Origin of the sequence: Microbacterium sp. SORGH_AS_0862, from assembly GCF_030818795.1 — a bacterium.
Classification (GTDB): Bacteria; Actinomycetota; Actinomycetes; order Actinomycetales; family Microbacteriaceae; genus Microbacterium.
On the sequence record NZ_JAUTAY010000001.1, the window covers coordinates 441,386 to 453,609 of the forward strand.

The following is a 12,224-nucleotide window of genomic DNA, read 5'->3' on the forward strand; positions in this document are numbered from 1 at the left end:
GGACCTTTCGAAGCGGGGAGCGCGGACTCATTTGAGACCGGTGGCGGCGATGCCCTGCACGAAGTACTTCTGCAGGAACAGGAACAGGATCAGGACGGGAAGCAGCACCACGACCGCACCCGCCAGGAGCACGCCGAACTCGGTCGTCCGATTGGCCTGGGCGGCGACGGCGAGCCCGACGGGCAGGGTGTAGGCGCTCTGCGACTGCGCCATGACCAGGGGCCAGATGAAGGCGTTCCACGAGGCGAGGAACGTGAGCACGCTCACCGTCGCGAGCGCCGGTGCGAGCAGCGGGAGGAAGATCTGCCCGAAGATGCGCAGCTCACCCGCCCCGTCGAGCCGGGCCGCCTCCATGAGGTCCTCCGGGATCGAGTGGGCGAACTGGCGGACCACGAACACGGCGATCGGCAGGACGAGCATGGGAAGCGCGATTCCGAACAGGGTGTCGACGAGCCCGAGCTGGACGGCGACCATGAACTGCGGCACGAAGATCGCGACGATCGGAACCATCATGGTGGCCAGCACCAGCGCGAAGACGAACCCACGACCGCGGAAGTGCAGCTTCGTGAGCGTGTATCCGGCGAGCGAGCTGAACACGAGGTTGCCTGCGACGACGAGCGCGGACACGATGACACCGTTCAGGAAGTACTGGCCGAAGCCGCGCTCGAAGAGGGTGGCGAAGTTGGCGAGGTTGCCGAAGGATTCCGGGAGCCACGCGCCGGGGTTGGCGGTGAACTCCCCCTGCGTCTTGAACGCGCCGAAGAACACCAGGACGAACGGGATCAGCATCGCGACGCACACGACGGTGATCAGCAGGTAGAGCAGCGCGCTGCCCAGTCGGGAGGTACGCATCAGTGTTTGGGCCTCAGCATCCGGAACTGCACGACACTCACCACGGCCACCAACAGGATCAGCACGAAGGAGCCCGCCATGGAGGCGGCGATGTTCCCGTAGCCGAACTGCTGATAGACCCAGAGGGAGATCGATCTCGTCGAGTCCAAGGGGCCGCCGCCGGTGAGCAGGTAGGGCTCCTCGAAGATGTTCATGTACATGACGGTGATGAGCACCGTCACCAGCAGCGTCGTCGGACGCAGCAGCGGCAGGGTCATGTGCACGATCCGCCGCCAGGGTCCTGCGCCGTCGATGGCAGCCGCCTCGTAAACCTCCTCCGGCACTGCCTGGAGTCCCGCGAGGAACAGCACCATCGCCGTCCCGACGTTGCGCCAGACGGTGAGCAGGATCACCGAGGTGACACCCCACGCCGGGTCCCCGAGCCAGTTGGGTCCCGCGATGCCGATCGCGGCGAGCGCCTCGTTGACCGGCCCCTCGTAGGTGAGGGCGTATTTCCAGATCACGGATGCGGCGACGATGTTCGCGATGACCGGGAGGTAGATGGCCGCTCGGAAGACCGGGCGCAGACGCCGGATGCCGCTGCCCAGCAGGATCGCGAGGGCCAGCCCGATGCCGATCGTGAGCGGGACGCCGATCACGACGAAGAGGACCGTGTTGCCGATCGAGCGCAGGAAGTCCGGGTTGGCCAGCAGCGCGGTGAAGTTCTCGGTGCCCACGACCTCGACCTGGAGGGGGTCGCGGATGTCGCGCAGTCCGATGTCGGTGAAGCTGAACGCCAGCGCGAACAGCCCCGGAACGACCGTGAACAGGCCGACGACGATGAGCGTCGGCACCAGGAAGATCCAGGCGACGAGGCTCTGACGCGGCCGCGCGCCGCGACGGCCGTGCGACCGGGCGCCCCCCGCGGGGAGACGGCTCGTGCGCGTCTCCCCGCGGGTGAGTGTGGAACTCGTCATCGTCGTCCGGCGCTCACTCGACGCCGGTGCCGATCGCGTCGGCCTTGGCCTGTGCGGCGGCGAGCACCTCGGCGGGCGTGGCCTGGCCGCGTGCGGCGCGTTCCATCTCGGAACCCAGCATTGCGGAGACCTCGAGCCAGCCCGGGACAGCGGGCACCGCGCTCGCCATCGGGATGGCTTCCTTGATGACGGTCAGGAACGGGTCGTCGGCGATGACCGGCTCGTCCCATGCCGCCTCGACGGCGGGCAGGTTGCCGAAGCGCTCGTACCAGGCGACCTGGGTCTCGGGCTGCGACATCCAGCGCACCAGCTTCCACGCCGCATCCGCGTTCTTGGCGTCCTCGAAGACGGCGAGGCTTCCGCCACCGATCGCCGAGGTGCTGCCGCCGGGACCGGCGGCGTTGAGCGCGACACCCAGGTTCTCGCTCGACCAGCCTTCGCCATTGGCCTCGTCGAGCCACGCCGGGAACCACGGCCCGTTGACGTAGGCGCCGATCTGCCCCGACGTGAACCACGGCACCGTGTCCAGGAACGTCGGGCCGTCCGGCGATGCGTACCCGTCGAGGATCAGGTTCGTGAAGGTCTCCAGCGCCGCGAGGTTCTCCGGGGTGTCGATCGTCCACTCGGTGTGGTCATCGGAGATGAGTGAACCGCCGGCCTGGATGCTGAAGTCGTTGAACTGCTGCGCGGTGTACTCGTTCCACTCCACCGAGAGGCCGATGGGGAACTTCACTCCCTGCGCCTGCATGGCCTTGGCGAACGCCGCGTAATCGTCCCACGTCGCGGGCGGCTCGACGCCGGCAGCATCCGCCAGGTCCTTGCGGTAGTAGAACGCCTGAGCGTAGGTGTACCAGGGCACGGCGTGTGCGGCGCCGTCGTACTGGGCGGCGTCCCACATGTTGTCGAAGAAGGCATCGCCGTCGACGAGACCGTCGGGAACGGTGGCGAACGCGTCGGTGGCGAGCATGCTCGCCTGCGACTGTGACAGCAGGAACGTCGCATCGGGGACGTTGCCCGCCGCGACCGCCGCCGAGACCTTCGTGGCGAACTCGGACTCAGGGATCGAGGTCACGTTGACGGTGACATCGGGGTTCTCCTTCTCGAACTCCTCGAAGAAGGCCGGCAGCGCCTCCCCCTCCGCGCCGGCCGCCCAGAACTCGATGGTTCCGGTCGCGGCGTCGTCGCCGACGACGGTGTCGGACGCCGCCTCGGAATCGCCGGACGCCCGACCGCATCCGGCGAGGACGATTGCAGCAGTGAGGGCGACTCCTGAGACGAGGAGCGTGCGCCGGAGTGGACGTGAAGGCAGTGCAGACATGGTGGTACGGCCTTTCGGGATGCGGGTGGGTGCGCCCGTGGAGCGGGTGGGGCGCCGGCGGCAGATGCCGAGCCGCGGCCAGGCTATGGGCACGTCGCAAGCCGTTCCGGCCGATGTTGACAGAATTAACATCGGCGTCACAACGAACAAGAATTCGTTACGAGCGCGAAACTTTCCCCACGCATCAGGCGTCTTTTGTTTCGCAATAGTCATCTTATATCGATCATCGACATATCTGGAGGAGCCGTGGACGCGGACGTACTCATCGTGGGCAGCGGCATCATGGGTGCCGCCGTGGCGGCCGAGGTGGGCCGCCTGCGCCCCGGGACGCGCATCACGATCGTCGAGGCCGGCCCGGCGGGAGAGGGCACCCCCGCACGTCATCTCCACGACTCGGCGGATGCGGGAACACGAGACGCCTATCACGCCCACGTCGCGGCGGGCGTGCAGTCCATGTACGTCGGCGCCGCGACGGCGGGTGCCTTCGATGCCCGCAGCGCATCGGCGTTCGGGCTGTATGACTTCGCCGCACTCGGACACGACGCGACCGAGATGCCCGCAGCCGCGAGCGCGTGGAACGTCGGCGGGATGGGCTCCCACTGGACCGCCGCGTGCCCCACGCCGTGGGGTCGCGAGATCCCGGCGGCGTTCGCATCCGAGTGGGATGCCGACTACGCGCGCGTGCGCAGCATCCTGCGGATCGGGTCCGACCGATTCGGCCCGACGCCCGCCGGCACCGCCGTCCTCGAAGCACTCGCGCGGGCGTTCGGCGACGTCAGCGCCCCCGGACGCGGGCCGCAGATCATGCCCATGGGCGTCTTCCGCGCCGACGGGGTCGAACGTCGACGCACCGACCCCGGGGTGATCCTCCCGGAGCTCGACGGATCGTCGGAGACCGTCACTCTGCTCTCCGGCACGCTCGTGCGGCGCGTTCTTCTCGACGGACAGCGCACCGTGGGAGTCGAGGCCGAAGATCTGCGCACGGGCGAGCGCCGCGAACTCCGCGCGGACCACGTCGTCGTCGCCGCGGACGCCCTGCGCAGCCCGCAGCTCCTGTTCGCCTCCGGGGTGCGACCCCGCGCACTCGGTCGCTATCTCAATGAACACGCGTTCATCACCGGAAGGGTCTTCGCAGAGCCGCACCACCTCGGCATCGACGAGGTGCCGCCGCTCGGCGAGGGCGAGTGGATGACGGACTCGCTCTGGCTGCCGCACAGCGACGACGCGCAGCCCTTCCACTGGCAGATCAGCGTCGGACCGCTCTTCTCCGAAGACCTCCAGGAGGCGGTGGCGATGGCGGTCGGCATCAGCGTCTACGTCCCCACCGAGGTCAGGGAGACATCGCGCATCGAGTTCTCCGACACCGAGACGGACGCGCTCGGCATGCCGCGCGCCCGCATCCACTACGACTACAGCGACACCGACCTGGCCCTCATCGAACGCGCGACCCGCGAGCAGCGGGTGGCGTTCGAGGCGGTCGCGGGACCGGACGCCGTCGGCAACACGCTCCTGCTGCCGCCCGGCTCATCGCTGCACTACTCGGGCACGGTGCGCATGAGTGAGGCCGATGACGGCACCGGCGTCGTGGACCGCGACGGTGCCGTGTGGGGCACCGAGGGTCTCTTCGTCGCGGGCAACGGAGTCCTGCCGGGGGCGGTCGCAGCCAACATCACGGCGGCCGGCACCGTCACGGCGGTGCGCGCGGCGCGCGCGATCGCACGCAAGCTCGAGGGCTGACCCGCTCGTCGGGGCACGAGCCGCCCGCATCCGACTAGCGTGGAACGGTGACCGACTCCGCCATCCCCGCACCCCCGCACGCCGCCCGAAAGGTCCGCTCCCGCTCGCACCACGGCGACGTGTTCGACGACCCGTACGAGTGGCTTCGCGACAAGGACGATGCGAGCGTCGTGGCGCATATCGAGGCCGAGAACGCCTACACCGATGCGCGCACCGCGCACCTCGCGGGCCTGCGCGAGCAGATCTTCCAGGAGATCAAGGGGCGCACGCTCGAGACGGACCTCTCCGTGCCGACGCGCCGCGGCCAGTGGTGGTACTTCTCCCGCACCGAGGAGGGCAAGCAGTACGGCATCCACTGTCGCGCACCGCTCGCCTCGCCCGACGACTGGACACCCCCCGTCCCCGAGGGCTCTCTCGACGGCGAAGAGGTGCTGCTCGACGGCAACGCGGAGGCCGACGGGGAGGAGTTCTTCTCCCTCGGCACCTTCGAGGTCTCCACAGACGGTCGGCTGCTGCTGTACGGCGTCGACACGTCAGGAGACGAGCGGTACACGCTGCGCGTGCGCGACCTCGAGACGAGCACGACGCTGCCGGACGTCATCGAGGGCACATTCGCGGGCGCCTCGCTGTCGCCCGACGGGCGCTTCATCGTCTACTCGACCGTCGACGACGCGTGGCGCCCCGACAAGGTCTGGCTTCACGAACTGGGCACCCCGGTCGCCGACGACGCCCTGCTGTTCCACGAGAGCGACGACCGCTTCTGGGTCGGCGCCGGATTCACCCGCAGCGACCGCTTCCTCGTGATCGGCGTCGGCTCCTCCATCACCTCCGAGGAGTGGCTGCTTCCGGCCGACGATCTGCGCGGCGAGCCGCGCGTGATCTGGCCGCGCCGGGAGGGCGTCGAGTACGACAGCGACCACGCGGTGGTCGACGGCGAGGATGTGCTCTACATCCTGCACAACGACCAGGCGGTGGACTTCGAGCTCGTTCGGGTGTCCGCATCCGATCCGCAGGGTGCGCGCGACGTCGTCGTGCCGCACCGGGGCGGCCGCCGCCTGCTGGGGCTGTCGACTTTCCGCGACTGGGCCGTGCTCGCGTACCGGCGCGAGGGACTGGCCCGACTCGGCATGCTGGACTACGCCGACGGCACAGTGGCCGAGGTCGAGTTCGACGAACCGCTCTATTCCGTCGGGACGGCCGGAAACCCCGAGTGGGCGCCTCCCCTCATCCGTCTGGGCTACGGCTCGTTCGTGACGCCGTCGACGGTCTTCGACTACGACCCTGCCACCGGCGAGCGCCTCGTGCGCAAGCAGCAGCCGGTGCTGGGCGGCTACGACAGCGCCGACTACGCCCAGGCCCGTGTCTGGGCCACCGCGCAGGACGGCACCGAGGTCCCCGTGTCGCTGGTGTGGAAGAGGTCGTTCGGGGATGCGGGGGCTGCGCCTCGTCCGGTGCATCTGTACGGTTACGGCTCGTACGAGCACTCCATAGAGCCCGCGTTCTCGGTGGCGCGCCTGTCGGAGCTCGATCGCGGCGTGATCTTCGCGGTCGCCCACGTGCGCGGCGGCGGCGAGATGGGCCGGGAGTGGTACGAGAACGGGAAGCTGCTGGCCAAGCGCAACACCTTCACCGACTTCGTCGACTGCGCCCTGCACCTGATCGGTCACGGCTACACGTCGCCCGATCTCCTCGTCGCGGAGGGCGGTTCGGCCGGCGGACTGCTGATGGGCGCCGTCGCGAACCTCGCGCCGGAGCTGTTCGCCGGCATCCTCGCCGACGTGCCGTTCGTGGACGCCCTGACGACGATCCTCGACCCCTCGCTCCCGCTGACGGTCATCGAGTGGGACGAGTGGGGCGACCCCCTGCATGATCCCGAGGTCTACGCCTACATGAAGTCCTACTCGCCGTACGAGAACGTGCGCGAGGGCGTGGCGTATCCCCGCATCCTGGCCGTCACCTCGTTCAACGACACCCGCGTGCTGTACGTGGAGCCCGCGAAGTGGGTGGCGCGGCTGCGGGAGGTCGGCGCGGATGCGCTGCTCAAGTGCGAGATGGTCGCAGGGCACGGCGGCGTGAGCGGGCGGTACAACGCCTGGCGCGAGCGCGCGTACGAACAAGCCTGGATGCTGGACGTCCTCGGCCTCGCCTGACCCGTCCGGCCGCCGACCGGCGACGCCCTGCCCTGTCCCGGGGCCTGGCCCCCAGCGTGTCCCCCTTCCCGCAGGGCATGTCCCACTTCCCGCACCTCTCGGCACCGAAAGTTGCGGCAAGTGGGACATGCTTGCCGGAAGGCTCCTCCACAGGCTGGGTGAGAGCCGCGAACGCTGTGCGCAGCCCCTGCCCGACGGTCCGCGCGCCGGATGCTCGGAGTATGTCGCCGGCCGATCCCCTTCCCCCGGACCTTCCGCCTCACTTCGCCGTCGCCGACGCGGTGGCGCTCGGGCACTCGCCTCACCGGCTTCGCCGGTCAGCGTTGCGCGTCCCCTATCGCGGCGTGCGTTCTGTTGCGGATGCGGCTGCGAGAGACGACATCCATGGGCGGTGCGAGGAGTACGCGCCGCGGATGCGGCCGTGGCAGTTCTTCGGAGGAGAGACGGCGCTCGCGCTCTACGGGGCACCTGTCCCCGAATGGCCCCATGCCACGGGCATACACGTCTGCGCCCACCGGCCTGCGAGAGAGCCGCGCATCGCCGGCGTCACCGGTCACCGTCTTCAGCACCGCGAACCGGCGACGCGCGAGCACGCGGGACTCCCGGTCGAGCACCCGGCACGTGCATGGCGCCAGGCCGCCACCACGTGGCGGATCGACGACCTCATCTGCGCGGCGGAGTTTCTCATATCGGGATCGCGGCCGCTCTCGAGCGCGGCTGAGTTGAGGGACGAGATCGAAGCGATGGGCGACGTGCGAGGCCGCCTCTCCGCCGCCCTACGAGATGTGCGCTCCGGCGCCCGCTCGCCCCGAGAGACGCGGCTGCGTCTGCTGCTCCAGCGAGGCGGTCTCCCCGAGCCCGACATCAACTGGACGCTCTACGACCCACGCGGCCGGCATATCGCCGAACTCGACCTCGCATACCGGCGTTGGCGTGTCGGCGTCGAGTACGACGGGCGTGTGCACGCGGAGGATGCGCGCCAGTTCGCAAAGGACGCGGACCGCTGGGACGCGATCCGCGCCGAGGGCTGGGAGCTCGTCCGCATCCTGAATCACCACATGCGTGGCGACGGCCGTGTGGCGGTCGACAAGGTCCGGCAGGCCCTCGCGCGCGCCGGCTGGCGGCAATGACCCGCCATCCATGTCCCAATTGCCGCAGGATTCGGCTGCCGAAACTGCGGCAAGTGGGACATGATCTGCGGCAAGTGGGACACGCCGGGACCTCCGGCGTGAGGAGACGACGCCGTAACGCAGGAGATCCCCGCCCGTCAGGATGATCCGACGCGGATCGTCCTGTGGGACGGAGATCTCCTGGCGAAGGGGTGTGCGGCGGCTCAGCCGAAGAGCGCAGCGGCCTCTTCGTAGCGGTACTGGGGAACCGTGTTCAGCTCGCCGAGCGCTTCCGCGAACGGCACGCGCACGATGTCGGTGCCCCGCATGGCGACCATCTGACCCCATGCGCCGTCGACGATCGCGTCGGCGGCGTGCAAGCCCAGGCGGGTGGCGAGCACGCGGTCGAAGGCGGAGGGAGAGCCACCGCGCTGGATGTGGCCGAGCACCGTCGCGCGGGTCTCGATGCCGGTGATGCGCTCGATCTCCGGCGCGAGGACCTCGCTGATGCCGCCGAGACGCGGTCGGTTGAAGGCGTCGAGGCCCTTGTCGCTGAAGGCCTCGTCCATGCCCGTGAGCTTGAAGCCCTCCGAGACGACGACGAGCGGCGCGCGGCCGCGGTCGTGTGCGCGGCTGACCTGGTCGACGATCTCGTCGATCGACATCGGGACCTCGGGGATGCAGATCACGTGCGCGCCCGCGGCGATTCCCGCGTGCAGTGCGATCCAGCCCACGTGGCGGCCCATGACCTCGGCGACCATGCAGCGCTGGTGCGAGTCACCGGTGGTGCGCAGCCGGTCCATGGCGTCGGTGGCGATGTTGACGGCCGTGTCGAAGCCGAACGAGTAGTCGGTCGCCCGCAGGTCGTTGTCGATCGTCTTGGGGACGCCGAGCACGTTGATGCCGTCGTTCGCGAGGCGGTTGGCGGCCGCCAGCGTGCCCTCACCGCCGATCGCGATGATGCCGTCGATGCGGTGCCCGTACAGCGTCTTCGCGATGTTCTCGGCGCCGCCGCGAGGACCCTCGTAGGGGTTCGTACGGCTGGTGCCGAGGATCGTGCCGCCCACCTTCGACAGACCCTTGACCTCGTGCCGCGTCAACGGGAAGAAGTCCCCGTCGACCACACCGCGCCATCCGTCACGGATGCCGACGAACTCGAGGTCGTAGGTCGTGGTGCCCTTGAGCACGACGCCGCGGATGACCGCGTTCAGTCCGGGGCAATCGCCGCCGCTGGTGAGAATACCGATCTTCATGCTGGAGTCCCTGCTTTCCGGGTGATGGTGCTCCGGGGAATGGGGCGACGCTGCCTCACCGACACTATCGCCCCGGAGCCCCCGGGCGCACACCCGGGGCCGTGCATATGGATGCGGGTCAGCCGCCGAGCGCGGACCGCGTCAGATGCATGAGCGCGGACAGCTGCACCGAGTCGCTCGAACCGGGCTCGACCGCGTGGCCGTCGAGCGCGCGGAGGGACAGGCCCTGCTTGGCGTCGATGAGCTCGGCGATCTTCGTGTCGATCGTGTGCGCGGCGATGATGCGCCACGCCGTGACCGGCTCGTCCTGTCCGATGCGGTGCACGCGGTCGATCGCCTGCGTCTGCTCGGCCGCGGTCCAACTCAGCTCCGCCAGCACGACGTTGGAGGCCGCCTGGAGGTTCACGCCGACACCCGCGGCGGTCAGGGAGCAGACCGCGACGGCGACTTCGGGGTCGGAGTTGAACGCGTCGATGGCGGCCTGGCGCGCGATGGCCGTCTGGTCGCCGCGCAGCGAGACCGTCTTGAGGCCGGCCGCGGCGAAGTGCGCCTCGGCCGCATCCATGACGTCGATGTGCTTCGCGAAGAAGACCACCTTGCCGACGGAGCGCTGCAGCTGCACGGTGTAATCGGCAGCGAGCAGGGCCTTGGCCTGGCCGATGCGGCGCACCATCGTGAAGACGTTCTCGCTGCCGGATGCAGCGGCCTTGGACTCGTCGAGCTCGTGCTGCGCGACCAGACGGACGATGTCCTCGTCGATCTCGCCGACCGACAGGGCGCGCTCGCCACGGGCTTCGATGATGCGGCGATACCGCGCCGCCAGACGCTCGCCCAGCTCGCGCTCGGCGTGGCGGATCGAGCGGCCGTACTCGTCGTCCAGCTCGACAGGCAGATCCGCGACGAGCTTGTCCGGAAGATCCGCCGCGACGTCCGTCTTGCGCCGACGGACGATGCCCATGGAGATGACGGCGCTGCGCGCCTGCGGGTAGAAGGCCTTGTCGGCGGGGGTCAGTCCGGTCTCATCGAGCTTCGCCATGAGTTCGGGCCCGGGCTTCTCGCCGTTCGTCCAGCCCAGGAAGCGCCAGATCGCGTCGAAGTCCTCGACGTCGTTGATCAGCGGCGTGCCCGTCAGCGCCAGCATGAGCGGGTCCCGTCGCGCCTCGCGGATGCGGCCGGCCAGTGCCAGCACGTTGCGGGAGCGCTGCGAGGTGAGGTTCTTGATGAAGTGCGCCTCGTCGACGACCATGCCGCCGAGACCGATGGTGCTGAGCCACGACAGGTGGCGGTCGAGCACCTCGTAGTTGACGATGAACACGTCGGCGAACGCGTCGATGTTCTCGCCGTCGCCCTGGATGACGGTGGCGCGCCGCTGCGGCGTCCACCGGTGCACCTCGCGCGCCCAGTTCATCTTGACGACGTTGGGCACGACGACCAGCAGCGGATAGGCGTTCGCGACGGATGCGGCGAGCACCGACTGGGCCGTCTTGCCGAGACCGGGCTCGTCGGCGAGCAGAAAGCTCCGGTGCCCCTCGCGGACCGCCTCGAGGAAGCGCGACTGGTGCGCCATGACCTCGAGCCCCTTGGGCGAGAGGCGGTCGAACTCCGGGACGGGCGGCAGGTCCATGGATGCCGCTCCCCCGCCGGCTCCGGTCTCGAAAGCCTTGTACAGCGGACCCATGAGCTCCCAGTCATCCAGACGACGACGCGGCGTGCTGCCGGTGGAGCGCGGGGTCAGATCGGGCGCCAGGAACGGGTTCGCCATCTGGCGCGCCTCGACCTGCGGCGGTACGACCTGCCGGGATGCGGCCGCCGCGGGGATCACCGCGACGGGCGTGGCAGGTGCGGCATCCGTGATGATCAGCTCGTCGGGGGCGAGTTCGGCACCGGACTCCAGCAGCCAGTCCCGCCGCATCCGCTTCGCGACCGGCGAGGTCGCTTGGTCCACTTCGAGCAACTGGATGAGGGAGGTGTCTCGCGCGGCGGTCTTGGCGAGGATCGTCGCCACGCCGTCGAGTCGCTTGAGCAGCTCGGCGCGCGACGCGTCGCTCAGCGTCGTGTCGGACTTCACGCGGGCGCGTTCCTCGCGCACCAGGAAGGCGATGACCTGGAACTTGACGCGGTTGGTGGGGCCCAGCTTGCCGCGCTGGGCCTTCGCCTCGACCTCGCGCACCTTGCGCGCGAGGATCGGGATGACGGGGGCCTCGTCGTCGCGCTTGGCGGACGAGGACTTTCTACGGCGTTGCGCCGCCGGTGCCGTGGTCGGCATGCTCCTCCTGAGCGTCGGGTCCGCAATGGACCGTCGACCGGTGTTTCGAGTCTCACGGGCGGCTCGGTGCCGGCTCGTACGCGAGAGAGTCGACCGGGCCTGACGTGGATGCAGGGATCCGGGCCGACGGTGACAGTTTAGAGCATCGCGGGGTGCGGCGCAGTCTCAGCCCCAGAGTGTGGCGGCGACGTCCTCCGTGTACCCCTCCGGCGCGCTCGCAGTCCATGAGGTCGCAACCCAACCGTTGCCGCGCAGGAAGTCTGTTTCGTTGCCGCTCGTGCACAGGATACCGCCGGAGCTGTCGGCGCAGACGAAGCCGGCCGTGGCCAACATGTCCTGGATGCGCGGCGCATCGGCCGGATCTACGACCGTCACGCTCGTCGCGAGGGAGGAGCCCGCAGCAGCACCCCACGTGCAGCGCAAGGTCGGCACACCCGAGTCGATCAGGCCCCGCAGGGACTCGACCCGCGTGGCGGCCAGATCGACGCTGCCGTCGTTCAGAGGCGGCAGCTCCGCGTCGAGTCGGCTGCGCATCGACGCGGAGTAGAGCGCGTCACACGAGGCCGGAAGCTCGATCTCCTGC

The 12,224-nt window shown here is 69.5% G+C and carries 9 protein-coding genes; 3 read left to right on the top strand and 6 right to left on the bottom strand.

The window, feature by feature from the left end:
- Positions 1-27 precede the first annotated feature (27 nt).
- Genes QE377_RS02160 through QE377_RS02170 form a run of 3 tightly spaced genes read right to left on the bottom strand, consistent with a single transcriptional unit; the run spans position 28 to position 3,126 of the window.
- On the bottom strand, positions 28-852 hold the full coding sequence (locus QE377_RS02160; protein ID WP_307319260.1) for a carbohydrate ABC transporter permease: 825 nt from the start codon (positions 850-852) through the stop codon (positions 28-30).
- Positions 852-1,808 (bottom strand): carbohydrate ABC transporter permease, encoded by a 957-nt coding sequence (locus QE377_RS02165; RefSeq protein WP_307319263.1) that lies wholly within the window; start codon positions 1,806-1,808, stop codon positions 852-854. Before QE377_RS02165 ends, QE377_RS02160 begins: the two co-directional genes overlap by 1 nt.
- 13 nt (positions 1,809-1,821) lie before the next feature.
- Positions 1,822-3,126 (bottom strand): extracellular solute-binding protein, encoded by a 1,305-nt coding sequence (locus QE377_RS02170; protein ID WP_307319266.1) that lies wholly within the window; start codon positions 3,124-3,126, stop codon positions 1,822-1,824.
- 246 nt (positions 3,127-3,372) lie between these two features.
- Here QE377_RS02170 and QE377_RS02175 point away from each other — a divergent pair, with 246 nt between their 5' ends.
- The 3 genes from QE377_RS02175 (at position 3,373) to QE377_RS02185 (ending at position 8,143) form a co-directional block, all read left to right on the top strand.
- Entirely contained in the window at positions 3,373-4,863 is a 1,491-nt protein-coding gene (locus QE377_RS02175) for a GMC oxidoreductase (protein WP_307319268.1), read from the top strand.
- Positions 4,864-4,910: 47 nt separating this feature from the next.
- Positions 4,911-7,013 carry a S9 family peptidase gene (locus QE377_RS02180; RefSeq protein ID WP_307319269.1) on the top strand — a complete coding sequence of 701 codons (2,103 nt, stop codon included), beginning with the start codon at positions 4,911-4,913 and terminating at the stop codon, positions 7,011-7,013.
- Between the two features lie 344 nt (positions 7,014-7,357).
- On the top strand, positions 7,358-8,143 hold the full coding sequence (locus QE377_RS02185) for a DUF559 domain-containing protein (RefSeq protein WP_307319272.1): 786 nt from the start codon (positions 7,358-7,360) through the stop codon (positions 8,141-8,143).
- Between the two features lie 203 nt (positions 8,144-8,346).
- On the opposite strand, the gene QE377_RS02190 is transcribed toward QE377_RS02185, so the two are convergent.
- The 3 genes from QE377_RS02190 to QE377_RS02200 all read right to left on the bottom strand — a co-directional run bounded on the left by QE377_RS02190 (position 8,347) and on the right by QE377_RS02200 (position 12,175).
- The gene (locus QE377_RS02190; protein WP_137416521.1) at positions 8,347-9,375 is read right to left on the bottom strand and encodes a 6-phosphofructokinase; all 1,029 of its coding nucleotides are present in this window, start codon (positions 9,373-9,375) and stop codon (positions 8,347-8,349) included.
- Positions 9,376-9,493: 118 nt separating this feature from the next.
- Positions 9,494-11,641 carry a DEAD/DEAH box helicase gene (locus QE377_RS02195; RefSeq protein ID WP_307319273.1) on the bottom strand — a complete coding sequence of 716 codons (2,148 nt, stop codon included), beginning with the start codon at positions 11,639-11,641 and terminating at the stop codon, positions 9,494-9,496.
- 165 nt (positions 11,642-11,806) lie between these two features.
- The gene (locus tag QE377_RS02200) at positions 11,807-12,175 is read right to left on the bottom strand and encodes a hypothetical protein (RefSeq protein WP_307319275.1); all 369 of its coding nucleotides are present in this window, start codon (positions 12,173-12,175) and stop codon (positions 11,807-11,809) included.
- Positions 12,176-12,224 lie beyond the last annotated feature (49 nt).